Raw genomic sequence first — 22,159 nt, 5'->3', positions numbered from 1 at the left:
CAGGGGTCAGTTGGTATGAGGCAAAGTCGGCGATCGTACGGGATGCCATTCGAGCTTATTTGGCTGCTCCTCGTTTCGTTCTTCCAACTGCGTAAGTCCTGTTAGAGAGCAGCCATCGTGTTTACGGAACCGAGAGATGGGTTAGAAACCTTGGTCTGAGTCCACCCATACCGCGCATCCAGCATCTGTAGTGCAACTGGGCATCGAGAGCAAAACCTGGTAATTGCCTGCACTAGGAGCAACGACAATGGGGTTTGCATCGGGAAGGAGGTCTTGTGCTACGACGTTACCGCGAGAGTCATAGAGCGTGATATCGAGATCGGTGCAGTCAGCATCACAAGTAGCATAAATGCTTTCACCTGCATTGAAATAACCTTCAACAGCAGTAGCATCACCGTTATACATCCACAGTTCTCGACTTTGAGCTAAAGCCGCCGTGGCTGTAAAGGCGATCGCCGACATCACACCCGCCACCACTAAGTACGTCCGTTGATGATTCCGAAATACCATCGTTATATCCTCTAACAATTAATGAGAAGGCTAATTGAGGCTGTCCGCAAGGCACTGAAATCGAGAATGGGACAAACACCATAAACCCCTATTCACCAGTGAAGTGTGAAGGAGCAAAAGTGAATTCAGTGATACAGCGGTTTTCAGACGAGTACCCCACAACAAATGCCTGTATATTCAGGCAACGTCAAAGAATGATGTGGCATACACAATTGAAACTTGCTGTAGGCTGCTACCGTGCAAAACAACTCCTGATTTTAGACTTCCCCCAGGAGAATAAAAACAAACTGGAGAGAGGTAAAGATTGTATAAACTTTTACGCTTAAGTTTATTTTGAGCACGGGTTACACCCAGCTGTTAATACCCGTTAGAGGGCCCTCTCTTTTCTCGCTTTGAGACAGCAGAAGAGCTTGACAAGTACCACCGCCAGGGCAAGTCTACTCCTTTTGTTAAACCAATCCGAGTCGTTTGTGTCAGAGCTAACTGTCCCCGGTCAAATTGCTCCTGAAACTGGGGAGTGCGGTGTTCTAACCAGAGGGGTTGTCCCGGTTGCAACACGGTAGTACTCAGGGATACATCAATCTTCAGTGCCAGACAAAGTTTTCCCGGTCCTGCTGCAACTCGATGAGGCTTAGGTTCCCGTTCAGGGTCAATCCAATCTGGAATGGGTGTCAACTCCAGGGCGCGGAGCAGCACTGCACTGGGAACACCATCTTGGTCTGTCACCACATTCAAGCAGTGATAGAACCCATAGATCTGATACACATAAGCTCGACCTGCTGCCCCAAACATAATTTGGTTACGATTGGTGCGCCGACGATAAGCGTGCATAGCGGGGTCGTTGGGTTCGTAGGCTTCCGTTTCAACAATCAAACCCCGAAATGTCATGCCATCTGGCATCTGGCGAACGAGGGTGCAGCCAATCAGGTCAGGCGCAATTTGAGTTGAGGGACGGCTCAACCAACTGGCATCAATTGCATTGCTGAAATTCACGGGTCTGGTAATCCAAATTTGGCGTTGCTGATCTAAATGTATGCATTTCGTAGGAGCGTTTCGCGAAACGCCCCTCCTCTATCCGTCGTTCTCCTGTTGGGAATTGATATTCGCATTAACTCGTGACCACAAACCATGAACCATAAACCGTTAAGAATTGGAGAGTAATCCTCCTGATTCACGCCGATTCGGAGAGGAGCCTCTGTAGTGTAAACTCACTTTGATACGGTGGAATGCGATCGCGACGATGACAACACAAGAGATACAACAACCAGAATTGCCCAACCTGGATGTCAACCCTCAGGAGTGGTCATGGTCATATTGGTTTGTGGTGCCGCTCTATCCCTATAGCCAACGCCGGACGCTTCGCAAAGAGGTCGTAAAAGATACGGTCTGGACGTTTGAGCAGATTCAAGGCATTTTTTATGTGGTCGTGCCGATTCGCATGACAGTGGTGCGATTGGAGTCAGGGGGATTGCTGGTGTATGCTCCGATCGCCCCTACCCGTGAGTGTATCCGTTTGCTGAATGAACTGACGGCACAACACGGTGATGTGAAGTACATCATTCTGCCAACGGTTTCGGGGATTGAGCACAAGGTATTTGTTGGTCCCTTTGCGCGGTTCTTCCCAAACGCTCAAGTGTTTGTAGCTCCTAACCAATGGAGTTTTCCGATTAATTTGCCGCTGAGTTGGTTGGGGTTTCCGCGTGGGCGAACCCACACTCTCCCCGAAAATAGCCAGGACGCACCCTTTAGCGACGAGTTTGACTATGCCGTGTTGACGGTTGATTTGGGGCGACGCTGGTTTGGCGAAGTGGCATTGTTGCACAGGCGATCGCACACGTTACTCGTCACAGATTCCATCGTCTCTATCCCCGATGAGCCACCAGAAGTGGTACAGCTTGACCCCTATCCGCTGCTCTTTCATGCCAAGGACAGTGCTGCCGATCCAGTTCGAGATATACCCGCTAATCGGCGCAAGGGTTGGCATCGGGTCACCTTGTTTGCTCTGTACTTTCAACCGCAAGCTCTAGCGACTCCAACATTACTTGAAGCCGTGAGAGAGTCCTTTAAGGCTCCCGATCGCTCCAAAAAAGCCTATTTTGGGCTATTTCCCTTTCGTTGGAAACCCGATTGGCAAGCTGCCTTCAAGCTCTTGAGTCGCAATGGACAGTTACTCGTTGCCCCAATTTTGCAGGCGTTGATTCTCAATCGTGCCCCCAAAGAGACGATCGCCTGGGCAAATCAAGTGGCAAGTTGGGACTTTCAGCAAATTATTCCCTGCCACTTTGACGCACCGATCGCCGCGACTCCACAACAGTTTCGGCAGGCATTTGCGTTTCTTGAGAAGCAACCGTTGCAGCGAGGATTGCTGAGTGATGGCTCCTGGACGTTACCTAAAGATGATATTGAGTTTCTCAATGAGCTAAGCCAAACCCTAACTCAGGTTCGTGTTGTGCCACCCGCTCAAGACAAGGTCTAAATGCAAAACCCCTAAGGGTTGAGGGGATAGCGATCGCCCCCGCAACGCCATCCCCTCAATTTCTATAGTAGGGAAACGTGACCCGCTAGACAGTCCACCAGACAGGTGATTGTGGCATACTCCATTCGGATGAGATCGGCAAGAGGGAAAAGTAGGTTACTCCTCTACTCCCCTGTTGGTGAGCTTGTCGAACCACTCCCTACTCCCTACTTCCCTCCGCTAGCCAATGCCCAAACTCTTCTAAAAAGCGATCGCCCAAAATTGCCGCTCGAATTCGTTGGGTAAAGTGGACTAATTCAGTGATGTTGTGAATCGAGATGAGCGTCGCCCCCAACACTTCATGCGCATGGAGCAAGTGGCTCAGGTAAGCACGAGTAAACGTCTGGCAAGTATAGCAAGGGCACTGCTCATCCAGGGGGGTAAAGTCTTTGCGAAAGCGGTTATTCTTCAGGTTCCAGCGAACGCCTTTTACGAGAGCGTTGCCATGGCGCGCTAACCGAGTCGGGATGACGCAATCAAACAGATCAACTCCGGCAGCGATCGCCTGCACCATTTCTCTGTGAGTCCCCACCCCCATCAAATATCGGGGTTTGTTAGCAGGCAGCAGCGGAGCCGTTGTCTTGACGATCATCTCGATCATCTCGGCGGGTTCTCCCACGCTCACCCCACCAATTGCATAACCGTGTGCCTCGACCTGCGCCAGAGCTTTAGCCGCATCGTGGCGCAAATCCGGATAAACGCCACCCTGAACAATCGGAAAGAGGGCTTGATCGTCCCGTTGGTGAGCCGCAAAGCACCGCTCTAGCCAGCGATAGGTGCGATCGGTCGCCGCTTTCACGGCATCCCAACTGGCAGGATAGGGCGGACATTCATCAAATGCCATGATCACATCCGCGCCCAACGCATTTTGGATCTGAATCGATCGCTCTGGGGTAAAGTGAATCGTTTGTCCATCCCGGGGCGATCGAAAGGTTACTCCCTCTTCAGCGATCGTCCGAATTTCGCTCAGGCTAAAGACTTGAAACCCACCCGAATCCGTGAGTATCGGTCCATCCCAACCCATAAAACGATGTAACCCGCCTGCCTGTTCAACAATCTCTTCTCCAGGCTGCAAATGCAAATGGTAAGTATTTGCTAACACCATTTGCGCGCCTGTCGCCTTTAACTGTTGTGGCGTAACTGTTTTGACATTCGCCAAAGTGCCCACTGGCATAAACCGAGGGGTTTCAACCAAACCGTGGGGCGTTGAAAAAATACCAGCCCGCGCCTGAGTATGGCTACAACGGGCTTGATGCTGAAACGAAAAATTGGAACTCAAGCGTCAGTCACTACAACGAAAAATTTTCTTCGTCATCAATCCGAACATCCCAGCTAGCAGAGAGGACTTCGGCAACGACGGCTTCTAGAGCAGCAGCATTCAAAGTGCGGCTACTTTGGTCTTGTAAGGGATTAGATAAAGGGATCAAACGCAGTTGACGATTGTCTTGAACCAGATCAAACCACGCCTCCTGATCAGGAGATTGTTTCAATTCTAAATAATCAAAACTGTGAACATTAATGTAAAGTGTGTGATTGGCGACTAAGGTTGATCGCTGTGGGTCGGAAAATACGTCGAGCACACAGCCTTCGTTTTCGCTGAGCAGGGTGCCGTCTTGAAGGTAGCAGTAGCGAACCCGATTGAGGTCGGAAAGTAATCGCTGCATATCTTGCTTGTTAATCACAATACCTGCGTCAACAATGCAAGGTGCGGGCAGCTTCGTGTTTCCAGAAAGTTGATCGTGACTCATAGTAATGACAAAGCCATGACCTGAGAAATTAGGTCCGGTAATGTTGTTGGAGAAATCAAAAGAATGGAACTTCAGGTCTGCAACCCAGTCTTTAAAGGAAAAAACTTGAGGCTGGCGGAACGAGTAGTTAGTTAATCATGCTGAGGTAAATGCACTACTTCAGGACAAAGCTGGGTTTAAAGACATATCAGCGACTTACCTCAAAGAATTGTCAGCTCTGCCGAACCCAGTTGTATAACAACCATATTCAGTAGTGCATGAGACAATACTATCTTAGATAATTAGATAAATCTCCCACAGAATTCACGGAAAATTAGTGCCTGAACGACCTACAGCGATTTTTGATTTTCAGGTTTAAGTGGAAAACATAATTATGACGCTAAGCGGAGTTTAGAAATTCAGCCAAGGTGCTGAACCTTTTTAATTATATTTGTGGTATATTTCTAGCCCAATATAAGTAATTTCAGTCTATCCTCAGGAGCGTGGAGAGCCCTGTGTCAAGGCTCCACCTCCAAGAAGAGCAAGGATCGTAAGACAACATGATTGCCCATCTCAACTCATGGACGGCTCAGTTAGTCGCAGCGATCGCCTTCTACACCGTCTTGCCCGTTCCTACCCATGGGGCATTGGAGTTTCAGTGGGTATCCCGTTGGATCGTGGGGGTTGGTCTGCTCATCGGTAGCCTCCTTGCCCTGCTGAATTGGGGGCTTTGGGCAGTCAATATGCCTACCCTCGTACGTAGTGCTGTAGTTGTACTCGCTTGGGTTGGGATCACCGGAGGTTTACATCTCGATGGCGCAATGGACACTGCTGATGGATTGGCAGTTCAAGACCCTCAACGACGATTAGCCGTGATGACCGATAGTGCGACGGGAGCCTTTGGTGCAATGGCAGCGATCGCCCTGATCTTGCTCAAGGTCACGGCTCTTACAGAACTCCAACCCATGTCTGCTCCTGCGCTCATTCTCACAGCAGGGTGGGGACGGTGGGCACAACAGGTGGCGATCGCCCGCTATCCCTATCTCAAACCGACGGGCAAAGGAGCGTTTCACAAAAAGGCACTCCCCTCAATCTGGTATACCCTTCCCAGTGGAGTGGGGTTACTGGCCCTTAGTGTCCTATTCTCACAGGTTGGGTTGTCTTGGCAGTGGTCGTTGAGTGCCGCTATTTTGGGAGGGGCGATCGCCCTGCTTATCCCTGCCTGGTTTCATCACAAGCTAGGAGGTCACACGGGAGACACCTACGGTGCAACCGTCGAATGGACAGAGGCGATCGTACTGGTGGGGTTAACCGTGGTGAATTAAACATAAGCTTTAAGTGTGTCGTTGACGATTCACAATGAACTATCATTCCACCCATGACTGATTCCACGACGGTTCCTCCCACCAAAGACGCTCTCATCAACTGTGCCAATACCCTTGGGATTCCCCACATTCAACGGCATGTGTTTATTTGCGCTGACCAAACTGTGCCGAAATGTTGCGATAAAGCAGAGAGTTTAATCGCGTGGGACTATCTCAAAAAACGACTCAAGGAACTCAAACTCGACGTTCCTACAAGCGATCACCCATTCTCTATCTTTCGCACGAAAGCTAATTGCTTGCGCGTCTGTCAACAGGGTCCGATTCTCCTGATCTACCCTGATGGAGTCTGGTATCACAGTGCCACGCCAGAGGTCATTGAGCAGATTATTCAAACCCATCTCATTAACAATCAAATTTTGGAGGAATACGCTTTTCTCATCCATCCGCTGCCTCAAACTCCAGATGCAACGTCAACCCATCTCTCTAACGAGGCGATCGCTCCTGAAACAAATCTATAGAAAAAACCCAATTTTTTAACTCTTTAGCATTGATTAGAGTCAATGTAGAGGCTGGCTAAACATCCCTTTAAAGACTATCAATGCAATTCCTACCAACTATTGAAAAAGTAGATATAATCTGCGATTAGGGGTAAGCCATCAATGTGACTCAATTCCCCCTTAAATAAGGAAAGCTTAACCCTGTAGGGCTTGCATCATGAATAGATTTGACAAATTGAGTAATTCCACTCCTGATGCAATATCTTGGTGCTGAAAGAGTGTTGAGAGAAATCGAAGTAAACAAGATAAATCAGTCGTATGGAAAAATACTGGATATCATGTTTACAGGTCTTACTGTCGGCTGAACATGGCGAGTGATAGGGCATGAAGGAAACCAGTGTGGGCGATCATAAACGGTTACTGTTAATCGACGATGATCCAAATCTAATTTTGCTAGTTAAGGATTATCTGGAATTTCGTGGTTATGAGGTTATCACAGCAGAAAATGGTCAGGAAGCACTAGAAGTGCTGCAAAAAGAAACGCCTGACATGATCATTTGCGATGTGATGATGCCACAAATGGATGGCTATTCTCTGGTTGAGCATGTTAGAAAAGATCCTCGAACCAGTTGGATTCCCGTTCTGTTTCTTTCAGCAAAAGGGCAGAGCCAGGATCGGGTTAAAGGTTTGAATACTGGGGCAGATGTCTACATGGTGAAGCCGTTTGAGCCAGAAGAACTGGTGGCTCAGGTAGAGTCTTCATTAAAGCAAGCTTCTCGCCTGATTCAACGGCAGGACAAAGGTGGAGAAGGTGGACCCAAGATTCAAGTGCCGTTTGATGTAGAGTTGACCCCAACTGAGTTGCGCGTGGTGCAATTTGTGGCGCGAGGCATGGCAAACCGCGAGATCGCTGAAGAGTTAAATGTTAGCCAACGCACCATTGAAAGTCACGTCAGTAACATGCTGGGTAAGACGGGTTTACATAACCGGACTGAACTAGCACGCTGGGCGATCGAAAATAGCATGGCATAGATTGAGAAGGATAAAGGATGAGGGCTGAAGGATAAGAGAAGAAGTGGCAAACTATCAATCACGCTTGCCTAATCCTTCACCGTTCATCCTGTCCGATCTACCAGCCATCATTTTCCTGGTCGCCTCCCTGCCAAACTTCCAGGTCGAGTTCGTTGAGATAGGTTAACGCACTCTGAATTTGATTCCCCTGACCTCGCAATTCCAGGTCAAACCAACCATCGTCGCGGGCATTGGCTCCAAGTAGAGCAGCGGTGATGTTGATCGTGACTCCGTGATGAGATACCAATCGTGAGATGACTGGCTCTTGATGATAGGTTTTGGGGATGCGGATACGAATTCGGGTCTGGGTTATGCGAGTATCAGTCTCAGTTGATTCGGTCACTGGGCACCTCCTTAAGAGCTGATTGGTAAATGAAGTTTTCAGGTCCCCCTTCAAAAGGGCTTCAGGCTTCAGAAAGCTCAGGACAAAGGCACTGGGTCAAACCCTGATCCTGAGGGAGCTTTCCGACTCGCCTCAGCCCCATCAAATGTGGCTACGGCTATAGCTCCAAACACTGGTTCCTTCCGGACACTGGGTTTCTGAAACAGCTTGGGCATTTTCCTACGCCATCCAAACCCAGTGTCTAACGTCTATTCAGCAGCATCTTTGATGCGGGTCTTGCGCTCTAGGATCTCCTTCAAGATGAGGGTGACGACCGCCAATCCAGCCAACAACACAGCAGCAGAGTAAGCAGAAGGCGTTTGATACTGCTTATACGCCTCTTCTACAAACAGCGGCAGAGTTTGCGTTTTTCCGGCAATGTTGCCTGACACAACTGACACCGCCCCAAACTCACCCATCGCTCTAGCATTGGTCAAAATCAACCCATAGAGCAACCCCCAGCGAATGTTGGGTAGGGTGACACGCCAAAAGATTTGCCAATCGTTTGCACCCAGGGTTCTAGCGGCTTCCTCCTGATCAACTCCGGCTTCTTCCAGCACCGGAATCACCTCACGCGCTACAAAGGGCATAGTGACAAACGCTGTAGCCAGCACCATTCCCGGCACGGCAAAGATGATTTTGATGTCATTGGCTTGCAAAAAGGGACCAAACCAACCGTTGCGTCCGTAGAGCAGAACAATCATCAAGCCTGCAACCACTGGAGAAATAGCAAAGGGAATGTCGATGATGCTGAGCAGCAGCGTACGACCGGGAAACTGGTGACGGGCGATCGCCCAGGCAGCACACAAGCCAAAGACAGTGTTGAGCGGCACAGCGATCAGAGCAATGATCAGCGTCAACTTGACCGCAAACAGAAAATCCTGTTCCACCAGGTTGTGAAAGAAGGGACCAACCCCCTGGCTAAACGCTTGCACAAAAACGTTAAGGGCTGGAATAAACAGCACCAGCACCAGATAGAGAATGGCGATACCGATTAACAACCACTTGATCCAGGGCTTGTCAGAGGCAGGGACTCCAGCTTTGGAAGTAGAGGTAGCGCGATCGCCAAATTGAGTCAAATCAGTGGTCATAGCGACGTCCCCACGCTTGTAACACGTTAATCACCAATAGCATTACCAATGAAATGAGCAGCAGCACCGTACCGATAACCGTCGCTCCTGCATAGTCATACTGCTCTAGTCGTTGAAAAATCAACACGGGAGCAATCAAATCTTGAAAGGGGACGTTGCCCGCAATAATCACCGTTGAGCCATATTCACCAACGGCGCGAGAAAAACCCAACGCCACCCCCGTCAAAATCGGCGGCACTAACGGTGGCAAAATGACTCGCCAGAAAGTCTGCCAGGCTGAAGCACCCAAACACCAGGCTGACTCCTCCACTTCCTTCTCCATCTCCTGTAATACGGGTTGCAGCGTCCGCACTACAAATGGCAGCGAAATAAATATCATTGCTACCCCCAAACCTAACCGGGTAAAGGCAATTTTGATGCCAAAGGGAGCAAAGAGTGACCCAATCCAACCATTATCACTGTAAACCGTAGCCAGCGTAAGCCCCGCCACCGATGTCGGCAACGCAAAGGGCAAGTCAACCGCCGCATCGATAATGCGTTTACCTGGGAACTCATAGCGCACCAGTACCCAGGCAATGAGTGTGCCAAAGACCCCATTGATAGCTGCCGCGACCAGCGAGGTGAGAAAAGTCACGTTGTAAGTTGAGAGGGCAATCTCGCTGGTGGCAATCTCCCAAAATTTAGCGGGTCCTACCGTGCTAGCGCGAAGCATCATCGCGATTACAGGTACAAACAACATCAGACTGAGGTAAACCCAGGTCACCTTCCACGGGGTGGAAAGATGGGTCAACCGATACCAGAACGATTGGGAATCAGATTTGGAATTAGGAACAGCAGAAGGAGAAGCAGCCATGGATTTATAAAGTAAGACAGAAAAACTGGGTGGAATGAGAGAAGAGCTTTCCCGCTTGAGGGCATCACTCTCCTCTCAGGAGATTAACCAACCCACCCTTGAGAAACAGTATCAGAATTAGGCTTTGCCCAGCTCTGACTGAATTTTGTCAAAGACTGCGCCATCTTCAAAGAACTTGGTTTGAATTTCATCCCAACCGCCCAGGTCAGCCACTGTGAATAGGGTATTGATCTTGGGATACTGAGTTGCAAACTCTTCAGAAACCGTTTCATCTACTGGACGGAACCCAACTTTAGCGAATTCACGCTGAGCCTCAGGCGTGAAGAGGAACTGGACAAATGCTTCGGCTACTTCACGAGTGCCATGTTTTTCAACGTTGGCATCCACTACCGTAACGGGGTTATCAATAGAAATGTTTACATCAGGCAACACGTAGGGCAGTTCCTGACCGTTCAACTTGGCTAACAACACTTCGTTTTCGTAGTTGATCAGCACATCGCCCTGACCTTGCTTAAAGAACACATCGGTTGATTCGCGAGCATCTTTAGTCAACACAGGAACGTTTTTAAAGACTTGAGTGGTCAGATCGAGAGCTTGCTCTTCCGTACCGCCTGTCTGGACTACAGAACCCCACACACCCAGGAAGTTCCAGCGAGCACCACCAGAGGTTTTAGGGTTGGCTGTAACCACACTAACGCCATCTTTTGCCAGGTCAGCCCAGGTTTGAATGCCTTTGGGGTTACCATCACGAGTCACCAGAGCCGCAACAGATTTATGAACGATCGAGTCATTAGGGACTTCTGTTTCCCAACCGGGTTGAATCAACCCTGCTGCTTCAATCTTTTTCGTGTCGAGGGCTAATGCCAGCGCAACCACATCGGCTTCCAGACCGTCAATCACCGCACGAGTTTGAGAGCCAGACCCACCATAACTCTGGTTGAAGGTAACTTCCTGGTTATGCTCTGTCTTCCACTTTTCAGTAAATAAAGGAATGATTTCCTCATAAGCTGCTTGAGTAACCGCATAGGAGACGAGGGTAAGCTCAACCCGCTCTTTAGATTCAGATCCAGAACTAGAGGTACCAGGAGAGCAGGCAGCGATCGCCACGGTTAAGCCGACTCCCACTAAAAATAAAGACAAAAAGCCTCTCAACGAACGAAGCCTAAATCTGCCAAGCATTATGCTCTCCTTGGGTTTGAATTAATCTACGGTTGGCCGATAGGGATAGTGTCCTTATCGCCAATGGGATACATCATACACCGAAATATCATTTCTTACTTTAAATAATGTACGGTTAATCGGTAGGGAAAAGGGATAAATAAATGGGGAATGGTTAGGGAGCAGGAGTCAGGAGTCAATGGTTAGGAGTCAATGGTTAGGAGTCAATGGTCAATGGTCAATGGTTAGGAGTCAATCGTCAGGAGTCAATGGTCAATGGTTAGGAGTCAATGGTTAGGAGTCAATGGTTAGGAGTCAATGGTTAGGAGTCAATGGTTAGGAGTCAATGGTCAATGGTCAATGATTAGGAGTCAATGGTTAGGAGTCAATGGTTAGGAGTCAGGGGTGTGTGAGCCACAATTGACCATCAACAATTGACTATCAACAATTGACCATTAACCATAGTCAGTGATCAGGGATATGTAAGCCGCAATTGACCATCAACAATTGACCATCAACAATTGACCATCAACAATTGACCATCAACAATTGACCATTAACCGTAGACTTGACCTGACAATGTCTTAATAATGGTTAACAATTGAGACTAAGGACTGTGGATTTCATCAATCCACAAACTGTACGGGCGAGTTTAGTAAACCCATCTGCACTTTGAAACGGATTTGACGGCAAAACCCGCCTCTTGCCGAATATCGAACTTACTTTAGTTCCCATTCCTAACCCTTTCTTTCGACACCGTGGAACCTACTTTTGTCTCTCAGTCTGAATCATCCTCTTCGAGTACATCACCAGCGTCTCTTCCAGCAGAGGATGTGTTTCGTCTATCGCCGCTGATTCGCTTAACGTTGTTATCTCTGTATTTCGCGTTGACACTGCCACTGCCTTTCCTGGCGAGTGTCACTCAAGCCCCTGTATCTCCCACGTTACTGGTGGTGGGGATGGCGATCGGGGCAATGGCACTGTATGCGGCTCTTACGGAACGGGTGATCGTCAATGAGCAGGGCATTCAGGTGACCTATCCGAGTTGGGTGCCGTCTCTGTTTCGGCGAGGGTGGTTTTTGGCATGGCAAGACGTACAAGCCCTCAAGCCGCGATCGACTGGGCAGGGAGGTTTAGTCTATTACTTTCTCAGCCAAAACGGAGAAGCCTTCTTGTTGCCCATGCGGGTAGCGGGGTTTGCCCGTTTAGTCCGCTATGTGCAGGCGAAAACAGGCATTGACACAACCGATGTGCGCCCATTGGCTCAACCGTGGATGTACCTGATTCTGTTACTATTTACCGTTGGGTTACTTTTAATTGATGTCTGGACAATCTGGACTGTCAACAACCAACCGCCCCTTTAGCTGCAAATCTGACGATGCAAAACCGTTCTCCCATTGCTCAACCCTCCATGGTAGAACAGTTGCGACTAGAGCACGTCAGCTTTCAAGGAAGTGTTGGGTCGCAAACCATTCTCAACGACATTTCGTTTCGAGTCATGCGGGGCGATCGCCTGGTGGTGATTGGCCCCTCTGGAGCAGGCAAAACCTCCCTATTACGCTTGCTCAACCGTCTCAGTGATACCAGTCAGGGCACGATTTATCTGGAGAACTGCGACATCCGACAAGTCCCAGTCCTGCAATTGCGACAGCAAATCATCCTCGTTTTGCAAGAGTCAAAGTTGCTGGGCATGACCGTACGGGAAGCGTTGACCTATCCGCTGCAACTCCGTGGCATTGCTCCCTCTGTGAGCAAACAGCGACTCGATTTTTGGCTGGAGGAACTGCACATTCCTGTGGAGTGGCTCGATCGCACTGAAGTTCAACTCTCTGTCGGGCAACGACAACTGGTGGCGATCGCCCGTGCTCTGATGACAGAACCCAAGGTGCTGTTGCTGGATGAACCGACCTCGGCTCTCGACGCCGGACGGGGGGAATACCTCATGCAAGTCCTGACTCGACTGGCGCAACGCGGTACCGCCATCCTGATGGTGAATCACCAACTTGACCTGGCAAAACAATTTGGCGATCGCGTCCTCTATCTTCAACAGGGAGCACTCTTGCAGGATGCCTCCGCATCCCAGATCGATTGGCAGGAGCTAAAGGAGCGACTGGTGCAGGCAGAGGAACAGGAAGCGCAGGAATGGGCATAGGGGAAAGTCGATTTGAGGTTCGGTGTGAGTAGGGCGAAAAGGAAATTTTGCAGTTAACTTCTATCAGTGATGTGGTGATCATCGTTGATGTCCTGTCGTTTTCGACCTGTGTTGAGATTGCTAATCATCGTGGGGCGATCGTGTTTCCCTATCAGTGGAACGATGAGTCTGTTCAAGCATTTGCCAAATCGGTGGATGCGGAAGTTGCCCGAGGCTTTGAACAAGATGTTGGGTAGGGGCGTTTCGCGAAACACCCTTACGGAATCGGTGGTGTTCCAAACCTGTTGATAACCTCTGTAAGACCCCCTGTAGTCCCCCTTACCAAGGGGAACGGCGACAGCTGGGGGTTAGTAGCAACAGATCTGAAACACTACCTGCGGAATCCTGTGCAGCGAAGCCAATTCAAATTGGTATTAGAACCATTCAAAGCCCCTGATGAACAAGGGGCTTAAGCTCCTTTGCCGAGCCAGGTTGAATGCAGCTATACATTCTGGCTATCTCTATACAACCTGAGAAGGGAAAGCTAAGTAAAGTATGCCAAGCAAGACAAGCAGCTTTGCCACTCTCTCCTTGCATGCCTAATTTAGTTTTTGATCCTTCAGGAGGATTATGGGCATAACCACTCATCCTGATTCCAAAGTCACGGTCTTGGGGCGACCTGCTGATCAAGGCAGATGGTTTCTGATTCCTTTGGGGATGATGATTTTACTTTGCTTAGGAAGTGTGTATTCCTGGAGCATTTTTAGAACTCCCCTAGAAACAGAATTAGCCATTAGTGCAACTCAAAGTCTTTTACCGTTTACTTTTGCGTTGGTTTTTTATGCTGCAACAATGCCGATCGCAGGCTTTTACATTCCTCGAATTGGAACCCGCGTCACAACAGCGATCGGAGGAATTGTTGTCGGATTGGGCTACATTCTTTCAAGCTTTGCCACCCACATTGGGGTTTTAGTCTTCACCTATGGCGTGATTGCTGGAATCGGAGTTGGCATTGCCTATGGCGTTCCTATGGTTGTCGCATCACGCTGGTTTCCTGACAAGAAGGGACTAGCGGTGGGGTTGACAATCGTTGGCTTTGGGCTTTCACCCTTTATTACCGCGCCCCTCACGAACTATCTGATTAATGCCTACACCGTTCGACCGACCCTGCGCATTCTTGGGATCGCTTTTATCGCCATTATTTTAACCATTGCCCTGACGATGAAGTTGCCACCAAAGGGGTGGCATCCTCGGCAGAATGTTGCAGATTCCACAGCGATCGCAACCCAAACCTACCCTCAGAACCTGTTCAAAAGCCGCTCGTTTTATGGGCTATGGATCTGTTATGCGATCGGCACCCTGGTGGGATTGAGCGCGATCGGCATTTCTAGTCCAGTCGGGCAGGAAATCATTGATATTAATCCAACCGTAGCTGCTCGCAGCGTCTCTTTATTTGCCGTGTTTAACGGGGTGAGTCGTCCGTTGTTTGGTTGGTTAAGCGATCGCTTCAAGCCTCACTATGTCGCGCTTTTGTCCTATGTGCTGATCTTGATTGCCTGTATCTTGATGGCAAATGCTCAAACTGGACAGGTCACCACCTATCTCGTCGCCTTTTGCCTGTTTTGGTTCTGTCTGGGGGGTTGGTTGGCAATGGCTCCAACCATTACGCTTCGCTTCTTTAACCCGGACCAGTATGCTCAAAACTACGGCATTGTTTTTACAGCTTATGGTGTTGGTGCTTTGGTTGGTACCTTAGTGACGGGTCGTATTCGCGATTTATTTGGAACCTACAGTTATGTGTTTTATCCGATGGCAGTTTTGGCAATAATTGGCATTATTGTGTCCTCCATTTTGCTTAAACGAGAAAGCTCTACAGTAGGCTCTGTTCTGAGTGAGAACCTGCATGAGGAATCTTGTAACTAATCGCTTGTTCAAAGGGTAGAACTTACGCACTTGAAACCTAAAACTTTGATCAGCGTTGCTGGATACGAATATGATTCTCAAAAAACTGACCTCCGCTGTACGGGCGTTTCGCAAAACGCCCTTACGGAATCCTGTGCAGCGAAGCCAATTCAAATTGGTATCAGTTCTGTTTAAGAGCCCGGCGAATGAATTCGCGGCTACCAGAGCGAAGTCCGCCGACGCGGACTCCGGAAAAGGCAGGATTTGACGAACCGATGCAGGTCGGTTTTGCTCCGATAGCGGTGGTTTTAACCGCCGAAATCCTTGTCCCGAATTCACATTACATTAGGATCAACAACACCAAACTTTGATCCTCCCTCACTCACCGTTAAAGCTCATAACTGGAGGCTTGCAATCGAAACATGTGCTCATAGAGTCCACCCTGTTGCATTAGCTCTTCATGACTGCCCACTTCTACGATTCGTCCATGCTCCAACACGACAATGCGGTCTGCCATCCGCACTGTAGAAAAGCGGTGGCTGACCAAAAAGGTCATTTTGCCCTGAGTGAGTTGGCGAAAGCGTTGAAACAGGTCATACTCGGCGATCGCATCCAGTGCAGCTGTCGGTTCATCCAAAATCAAGATTTGGGCTGGGGTCATAAAGGCACGAGACAGCCCGATTTTTTGCCACTGTCCACCCGACAACTCGGTGCTATCGGTGAAGGTCTTACCCAGGATTGTGCTGTATCCCTGCTCTAGTTTGGCGATCACCTCAGAGGCTCCAGCGGCGATCGCGGCTCCTTCAACGCGTTCCAGGTTATCGCGTTGTCGAATATCTCCAAAGCCGATGTTGTCCTGCACTGTTAAGTTATACCGAGCAAAGTCTTGAAAGACAACGCCCACATTACGCCACAAATCGTTCAAGTTCAGTTCCCGTAGAGGAATTCCATCGATCGCAATTTCACCAGCATCAATGTCATAAAAACGGGTCAACAGCTTTAACAGCGTCGTTTTTCCAGCACCATTTGAACCCACCAGCGCAATACTTTCACCGGGTTTCACCGTCAGGCTGAGATCGATCAGCGTTGGCTCCGCTGCATCGGGGTAGGTGAACGTGACATTTCGCAGAGTCAGCCCCGACCGAATCGGATTGGGAAAGGCTTGTGGAACAGGTAGGTTCACAATTTGAGGTTCAAGGTCGAGAAACTCAAAGTATTGGGAGACATACAGATTCGACTCATACATCAACGCCACATTCAACAGCAGGTTTTGCATGACGTTTTGCGCCTGCTGAAACGCGCCGGAGTACATGGTCAAATCCCCAACGCTAATGACCTTGCGAACGGTTTGCACCACCACCCAGGCATAGGCACCATAAAAGCTCAGGTTTGCCACCAGCGCAATGCCAAATCGAGCCGAGGCTTGTTGAGCCGCTAAGGCTTCTGATTCCTGGTTAAATTGCAGTCGAATTGTGCGCCACTGGCTCAGCAGGTAATCCCCCAGGTTAAATAGCCGCACCTCTTTAACAAATGCCTGCCCCAACAACACTTTTTGCAAGTAATCTGCCATGCGCCCGCTCTCAGTTTGATGGCGCAACATCCAGAACCGCCGACCCGAAAACTGAACCCCGACCCAAAAGGCAGGCAGCGAGGTCAGCATCAGCAACACCAAAATAATCGGATTAAAACTGAGCAACAGCGTCAGTAACCCTGCCAGCGTCATCAGTTGCCCGACCACCGTCATGAGCGTGTTGAGCACTCGTACTGGGTAACTGCTGCCACTCTGTTGAGCACGGCTCAGCGTGTCATAAAACGCAGGTAATTCATAATGAGCTAGATCGAGGCGAACGGCTTGCCGCAGCAATATGTCATTGCTGTAGAGCGTGAAGCGATCGCTCAGGACTTGAGACACATAGGAACTGCCCTGTGTCACCCCACCCTGGGCTAAGGTCAGCCCCAACCCCAACCCAATCAAAATAAACAGCGATCGCCAGTCTGGAGTTGCCTGCTCCAGTGCCCCAACCACCTGATCCACGATTAATTTATTGACATACAGTTGCCCAACGGGAATTAACGCACCGATCAGCGTGATCCCTAACGTCAGCAGCAACCAGAGCGGAGCGGCATTCCAAACCAGGCGCAACAGGCGAGGCGTATTTGCCATCATTGCCCAAAATCGGGCTTTTTGGCTGGATTGAGATTTTGTGAGTTTGCGAAGCTTGCGATCGTCCATGAGGTGAATGATGACAAAAACAATTACGTTACCAATTCAACTGTCACCACTTCACCTCCCCTGATTGCGATTGATCCTCTTAATCCTCTCAGCATAGACACTGATAACCGGATTTGTGTGCGTTGAGTAGCTGGAGAACTCAATAGAACCCTGTAAGGGTTTGGCATTGCCAAACCCCTCCTAAATCTTGATATCAACTTCAGGCTTGGCTGAATACGGATAGGATTCTCAAAAACTGACCACCCCTGTACGGGCGTTTCGCGAAACGCCCCTCCAAAATTCATATCTTGACGCGATAAATCGCGCCTCTCCCTATTCCCCATTTCCCTTGCAGACGCGATAAATCGCGCCTCTCCCCATTCCCCATTTCCCTTGCAGACGCGATAAATCGCGCCTCTCCCCATTCCCCATTTCCCTTGCAGACGCGATAAATCGCGCCTCTCCCTATTCCCCATTTCCCTTGCAGACGCGATAAATCGCGCCTCTCCCTATTCCCCCACGTCCTAACCAATCGTTTAGTATTCAGGGGTTCACAGGAATGCTACTGTGAATTTTTGTTAGCCCAGAATTTACCTGGTCGCTTCTACGAACCTCATCTCGATCCAACACCCTCACATTTCTGCACTGGAGAGAACCATGGTGACTAGACCCATTCGGATTTTGCTGCAAACCACATTGCCTACGGTGGAGGAAGATTGGAGTATCTGGCGATTTTCCTTGTTACAGGGATACCTGGAGTCGCTGCAAGATGAGCAGGGCAATCCGTTGTGTCAGATTACCGCTCGCGATCGCCAACCCGATGCAGATGGTAACGACCCCATTTTGAGCAACCTCGATCGCTCGCAGTTCGATGAATTGTGGCTGTTTGCGTTGGATGTCGGAGATGGGTTGAGCGTTGGCGATTGTGCGGGCATTATTCGCTTTCATCGTCAGGGAGGGGGCATCTTAACCACCCGTGACCATCAGGACATGGGCATTTCTATGTGTGCTCTAGAGGCGATCGGCGCATTCCACTACTTCAACACCCGCCAGAATGACCCTGATGTTGATCGCTGTCGAGCAGACGACACCTTCACTCCAACGATTTCCTTTCCCAACTACCACTCCGGCAGCAACGGCGACTATCAAGTCATTCAACCTGTGGAACCTCTGCATGAATTGCTGGTGAATCCAGACTCCCCCACTGGAGCAATTCAGTACTTCCCAGCCCATCCCCATGAGGGGGGTGTGGGGGTCGCTCCAGACCATCCCTCAGCCCGCGTGATTGCTCTGGGAACGAGCAAAGTCAGTGGGTGTACCTTTAACCTCATCGTCGCCAATGACAGCACCCAGGATGCTCAAGGCAATACCCTTGGTCGGGTTGTGGCACAGTCCACCTTCCACCACTTTGTTGATTACAACTGGGATATCGACAAAGGTTGCCCCAGCTTTGTTGAGGAACCTGCCGGAGATGGCTATAAACGGGAGCCAGAAAAGCTCAACGACATCAAAGCCTATGTGAAAAATCTGGCATTGTGGCTGGCTCCAAAACCAATAGACAGTGAGACAAAAGTTGCAGCCACAACCGCCGTTGAACGGTAGGGACTTAGAAAGAGCCACAGAGGGTTTTGTTATCTGTAAGACCAAGCTGAGTACGTATACAGGTTAAGCTCTTAAATTCACTGGATAATAAATAAGAATCATTCAGGGTTAAGTCTGCCGCACCACTTATTTCTGGGTTTAACCCTGTATATGAACTCTAGCGATGCTTCAGAGCTTAAATACTGGTTCCTCTGAACCAGGACTGTCAAACTCGTCCCCAACTCAATTACCCCGTAACCTGAGCCTCGTTGAAACGTGGGGTTTTGGTTTGACTGGGCTACTGTTATGGATGGGAGTCGCACCCGGTACCCAGGCTGAGTTAGGCAGTCAGGCCATGTGGGTCTGGATTCCGGGTGCGATCATTGGGGTCTTGATCAATCTCCAGGTCAGAGCGTTAGGACGACGGTTTCCCGATGTGGCAGGGGGTACGCCAAACTATGTGACCCATCTGCTAAAAGACTATCCAAAACTCACGAGCTATGCGGCGATCGGCTACTTCATTAGTTGGGTTGCGGTTCTGCCCATTAACGCCATCATTCTCTCCGACTTGATCACAGCGATCCTGGAACCCCTGGGGATTGGATTGCCTGAGATCGTTTTGCGGATTGGCTTTACCGTTCTGGCATTCATCGTCGCGTTTAGTGGTAGCCATGCCCTGGGAACGCTTCACCTTGTCTTCTTGCTACCCGCCGTCGGCTTTCTCCTGACGTTTTGCCTGCAAGGGAGCCATGCGGCGATCGCCTCATCAACGACGTTTAGCCTCTTGCCCGACAGCGGCTCAACTTTCTCCTTTCAGGGGTGGGCCAAATGGTATCTCAGTGGAACCTATGCCTTCTACGCCTGTGAAACCGCATCGGTCTTTGTGGCAGACAGTAAGCGTCCGATTGGAACGCTCCAGAGTTTGCTGGTTGCGGCAGGTCTGATCCCAATTGTTTATGTTGGGGGTTCCTGGGTGTTGCTACATCTGGCACCCGAACCGGATTTGGGCAACAACACCTTCCTCAGCTTATTAGCTGCCGCTAAATCATTTTGGGGACAGTCTGCTTCATCCCTGGTGACATTTCTGGTAGTTTCCAACAGTCTGTTGTCCTGTGCAACTGCCGTTGCGATTTGCCCCCGCATCTTGTATCAACTGTCGCGAGATCATCACCTCTCGCCAATCTTTGGGGTTACGTCCCGACAGGGAGTATTTGCCCCTGGCTTGCTGCTCACCCTCATCTTGAGCCTGGTGTGGCTAGTTTGGGACGATGTCCATCAAATTGTGATGATTACAGGGGTGAGTTGGTTTGTGTGTTTCATCGTCCTACACTGGGGACTGTGGCAACAGCGTCACCATGTAAACGTGTTTTTTCCCTGGTTATCGCTTGGGCTGTGTGTCGTAGAGTGTCTCGTTCTGATCGTTGGAGGATTGGCGTGGGGTCTACCCAACTTGCTGGTTGGTTTGTTGCTGCCGATCGCCCTGATGATTATAGACAGGCTGATTCGGAAAATTCCCTATCCGCTCCAACTGCCCCAGTGGTTTAACCCCTTGCAGCGCGATCGCCAACAAAAGACGCTCCGAGGGTTTATTGCCCTACAGGTGTTTGTGCTGATCCTGTTCATCTGTGGAGCCACCATCTTAAGTTGGTCTGGCAGTACGCTGGTTGACCGGAGTGCCGCGACATTAAGTGCTGATCCCCTCGTGGTGTTGATTCTAGTCCTGTCCTTTATCGGAGTGGCGATCGCCTGTTGGACAATTTTTCCTCAAATTGTCGCCGTTAACGAAGCCCGCCAGCGAGCGGAGCAACTATCTGGCAATCTCCAGCAAACGCTGCAAGAACTCCAGCGCACTCAATTAAAGATGGTGCAGCAAGAAAAAATGTCGGGTTTGGGGCAACTCGTTGCCGGAGTCGCTCACGAGATTAATAATCCGGTCAGCTTCATTCACGGCAATGTTGCCTACGCCCAAAGCTATGTGGAGGGCTTACTGAAGTTTATTGAGTTGTATCAGAAGCATTACCCTGACCCCAATGTAGAGATTAAGACAGAAGCCGAGAAGATTGATTTGGAGTTTCTCCAAAAAGATTTGCCGAAGTTGCTCAACTCGATGCAGGTTGGCACCGAGCGCATTCTCGACATTGTGCTGTCACTGCGCACCTTTTCCCGCACCGATGAGGCGGACGTTAAAGCAGTTGATATCCACAGCGGCATTAACAGTACTCTGATGATTTTGCAGCACCGCCTCAAAGCCAATACCCAGCGTCCAGAAATTATCGTGGTCAAAAACTACGACTCCTTGCCGATGGTGGAGTGTTATCCAGGACAGTTAAATCAGGTGTTCATGAATATCCTGTCTAATGCGATCGATGCTTTGGATGAAGCTAACGCCACACGCAGCTATCAGGAGATTACAGCTAATCCCAACTGCATTACCATTCGTACATCTGTCGTGGCTTCTGATTGGATTCAGGTGGCGATCGCGGATAACGGTCCCGGCATCCCTGACGCCATCAAAAACCGCATTTTTGACCCCTTTTTCACCACTAAATCAGTCGGGAAAGGCACAGGCATGGGACTATCCATCAGCTACCAAATCATCGTGGAAAAACACGGTGGCAAACTGGAGTGTTTCTCCAATCCCAATCAAGGCACAGAATTTGTGATCGAGCTTCCCATTCAACAGCAAGGTGCTAAATCGGTTTAACACCCAAAAACCGCAGGGGTAGATAACTGTGGCAACCCCACCCAGATCGCTCAACTTCCGCTTTAGTAAATTGTTAGATAATGACGTGCTTCAGTTCACCACTCGTCTGAGGAAACCTCGACCTCTTTCATCGGTAGAACGATGCAAAAACACACGCTGTTGGATGCACTGCTGACCTCGATCTGCCCCCCCAGTAAATGGGTAAATTTCTTAACCAGTGCCAGTCCTAACCCCGTTCCGCCTCGCTTCCAGCGATCGCTCTGAGGAATTCGATAAAACGGATCAAAAATTCGTTCCTGTTCCTCCAGCGAAATCGTGACCCCCATATTGCAAACTTCCAGCATCATCCAGGGGTAAGGGGCTGACCTATCAGAACGTTGAACCGTTGCTGTAATCGTACAGGACTTACGCAGTTGGAAGAACGAAACGAGGAGCAGCCAAATAAGCTCGAATGGCATCCCGTACGATCGCCGACTTTGCCTCATACCAACTGACCCCTG

21 protein-coding genes are annotated in these 22,159 nt (G+C 49.7%); 11 read left to right on the top strand and 10 right to left on the bottom strand.

Translation table 11 applies throughout. From position 1 onward, the window contains the following. Positions 1-141: 141 nt before the first annotated feature. Both H6G89_RS33440 and H6G89_RS33435 read right to left on the bottom strand, forming a co-directional pair. Entirely contained in the window at positions 142-510 is a 369-nt protein-coding gene (locus tag H6G89_RS33440; protein ID WP_190514335.1) for a hypothetical protein, read from the bottom strand. A 357-nt stretch (positions 511-867) separates the two neighbouring features. Next, positions 868-1,503 carry a DNA-3-methyladenine glycosylase gene (locus H6G89_RS33435; protein WP_190514334.1) on the bottom strand — a complete coding sequence of 212 codons (636 nt, stop codon included), beginning with the start codon at positions 1,501-1,503 and terminating at the stop codon, positions 868-870. A 247-nt stretch (positions 1,504-1,750) separates the two neighbouring features. On the opposite strand from H6G89_RS33435, the gene H6G89_RS33430 reads away from it, so the two are divergent. Beyond that, complete coding sequence (locus H6G89_RS33430) at positions 1,751-2,986, top strand: DUF4336 domain-containing protein (RefSeq protein WP_190514339.1); 1,236 nt, start codon at positions 1,751-1,753, stop codon at positions 2,984-2,986. Positions 2,987-3,185: 199 nt separating this feature from the next. Here H6G89_RS33430 and tgt read toward each other — a convergent pair whose 3' ends face one another. Both tgt and H6G89_RS33420 read right to left on the bottom strand, forming a co-directional pair. Beyond that, positions 3,186-4,304, bottom strand: coding sequence for a tRNA guanosine(34) transglycosylase Tgt (gene tgt / locus H6G89_RS33425; protein WP_190514333.1), 1,119 nt, complete (start codon positions 4,302-4,304; stop codon positions 3,186-3,188). A 10-nt stretch (positions 4,305-4,314) separates the two neighbouring features. Continuing rightward, positions 4,315-4,773 (bottom strand): hypothetical protein, encoded by a 459-nt coding sequence (locus H6G89_RS33420; RefSeq protein ID WP_190514332.1) that lies wholly within the window; start codon positions 4,771-4,773, stop codon positions 4,315-4,317. A 539-nt stretch (positions 4,774-5,312) separates the two neighbouring features. Between H6G89_RS33420 and cobS the strand changes: the two genes are divergently transcribed. The 3 genes from cobS (at position 5,313) to H6G89_RS33405 (ending at position 7,606) form a co-directional block, all read left to right on the top strand. Further along, positions 5,313-6,077, top strand: coding sequence for an adenosylcobinamide-GDP ribazoletransferase (cobS, locus tag H6G89_RS33415; protein WP_190514331.1), 765 nt, complete (start codon positions 5,313-5,315; stop codon positions 6,075-6,077). A gap of 53 nt (positions 6,078-6,130) precedes the next feature. Further along, on the top strand, positions 6,131-6,595 hold the full coding sequence (locus H6G89_RS33410) for a (2Fe-2S) ferredoxin domain-containing protein (RefSeq protein ID WP_190514330.1): 465 nt from the start codon (positions 6,131-6,133) through the stop codon (positions 6,593-6,595). Positions 6,596-6,958: 363 nt separating this feature from the next. Further along, positions 6,959-7,606: a response regulator transcription factor gene (locus tag H6G89_RS33405; protein ID WP_190514329.1), complete on the top strand. Its 648-nt coding sequence runs from the start codon at positions 6,959-6,961 to the stop codon at positions 7,604-7,606. A gap of 97 nt (positions 7,607-7,703) precedes the next feature. Here H6G89_RS33405 and H6G89_RS33400 read toward each other — a convergent pair whose 3' ends face one another. The 4 genes from H6G89_RS33400 to H6G89_RS33385 form a co-directional block, all read right to left on the bottom strand. Next, the gene (locus tag H6G89_RS33400) at positions 7,704-7,988 is read right to left on the bottom strand and encodes an NIL domain-containing protein (protein WP_190514328.1); all 285 of its coding nucleotides are present in this window, start codon (positions 7,986-7,988) and stop codon (positions 7,704-7,706) included. A 248-nt stretch (positions 7,989-8,236) separates the two neighbouring features. After that, positions 8,237-9,118: a sulfate ABC transporter permease subunit CysW gene (gene cysW, locus H6G89_RS33395; protein WP_190514327.1), complete on the bottom strand. Its 882-nt coding sequence runs from the start codon at positions 9,116-9,118 to the stop codon at positions 8,237-8,239. Continuing rightward, a complete protein-coding gene (cysT, locus tag H6G89_RS33390; RefSeq protein WP_190514326.1) occupies positions 9,108-9,971 on the bottom strand; it encodes a sulfate ABC transporter permease subunit CysT in 864 nt (287 codons plus the stop codon). Before cysT ends, cysW begins: the two co-directional genes overlap by 11 nt. Before the next feature lie 117 nt (positions 9,972-10,088). Further along, on the bottom strand, positions 10,089-11,150 hold the full coding sequence (locus H6G89_RS33385; protein ID WP_190514325.1) for a sulfate ABC transporter substrate-binding protein: 1,062 nt from the start codon (positions 11,148-11,150) through the stop codon (positions 10,089-10,091). Between the two features lie 812 nt (positions 11,151-11,962). Between H6G89_RS33385 and H6G89_RS33380 the strand changes: the two genes are divergently transcribed. The 5 genes from H6G89_RS33380 (at position 11,963) to H6G89_RS33360 (ending at position 15,533) form a co-directional block, all read left to right on the top strand. After that, positions 11,963-12,493, top strand: a complete 531-nt coding sequence (locus H6G89_RS33380) for a hypothetical protein (protein ID WP_190514338.1) — start codon at positions 11,963-11,965, stop codon at positions 12,491-12,493. 14 nt (positions 12,494-12,507) lie between these two features. After that, positions 12,508-13,281, top strand: a complete 774-nt coding sequence (locus tag H6G89_RS33375) for an ABC transporter ATP-binding protein (protein ID WP_190514324.1) — start codon at positions 12,508-12,510, stop codon at positions 13,279-13,281. Between the two features lie 47 nt (positions 13,282-13,328). Continuing rightward, positions 13,329-13,517, top strand: coding sequence for a hypothetical protein (locus tag H6G89_RS33370; protein ID WP_190514323.1), 189 nt, complete (start codon positions 13,329-13,331; stop codon positions 13,515-13,517). A 373-nt stretch (positions 13,518-13,890) separates the two neighbouring features. Further along, a complete protein-coding gene (locus tag H6G89_RS33365) occupies positions 13,891-15,183 on the top strand; it encodes an L-lactate MFS transporter (RefSeq protein ID WP_190514322.1) in 1,293 nt (430 codons plus the stop codon). A gap of 185 nt (positions 15,184-15,368) precedes the next feature. Continuing rightward, the gene (locus H6G89_RS33360) at positions 15,369-15,533 is read left to right on the top strand and encodes a hypothetical protein (RefSeq protein ID WP_190514321.1); all 165 of its coding nucleotides are present in this window, start codon (positions 15,369-15,371) and stop codon (positions 15,531-15,533) included. Between the two features lie 17 nt (positions 15,534-15,550). Here the strand turns inward: H6G89_RS33360 and H6G89_RS33355 are convergent, their stop codons facing one another. Then, positions 15,551-17,395 (bottom strand): ABC transporter ATP-binding protein, encoded by a 1,845-nt coding sequence (locus H6G89_RS33355; protein WP_199337096.1) that lies wholly within the window; start codon positions 17,393-17,395, stop codon positions 15,551-15,553. Between the two features lie 636 nt (positions 17,396-18,031). On the opposite strand from H6G89_RS33355, the gene H6G89_RS33350 reads away from it, so the two are divergent. Continuing rightward, positions 18,032-18,976 carry a hypothetical protein gene (locus H6G89_RS33350; protein WP_199337095.1) on the top strand — a complete coding sequence of 315 codons (945 nt, stop codon included), beginning with the start codon at positions 18,032-18,034 and terminating at the stop codon, positions 18,974-18,976. A 163-nt stretch (positions 18,977-19,139) separates the two neighbouring features. Beyond that, positions 19,140-21,659 (top strand): ATP-binding protein, encoded by a 2,520-nt coding sequence (locus H6G89_RS33345; protein ID WP_190514320.1) that lies wholly within the window; start codon positions 19,140-19,142, stop codon positions 21,657-21,659. Between the two features lie 95 nt (positions 21,660-21,754). Here the strand turns inward: H6G89_RS33345 and H6G89_RS35435 are convergent, their stop codons facing one another. Beyond that, the gene (locus H6G89_RS35435) at positions 21,755-22,117 is read right to left on the bottom strand and encodes a sensor histidine kinase (RefSeq protein WP_375539717.1); all 363 of its coding nucleotides are present in this window, start codon (positions 22,115-22,117) and stop codon (positions 21,755-21,757) included. Positions 22,118-22,159: the final 42 nt, after the last annotated feature.

Source organism: Oscillatoria sp. FACHB-1407, assembly GCF_014697545.1.
In the GTDB taxonomy this organism is placed as follows: domain Bacteria; phylum Cyanobacteriota; class Cyanobacteriia; order Elainellales; family Elainellaceae; genus FACHB-1407.
The sequence above is the reverse complement of the archived record's forward strand: the minus strand, read 5'-3'. Positions and strand labels throughout refer to the sequence as shown.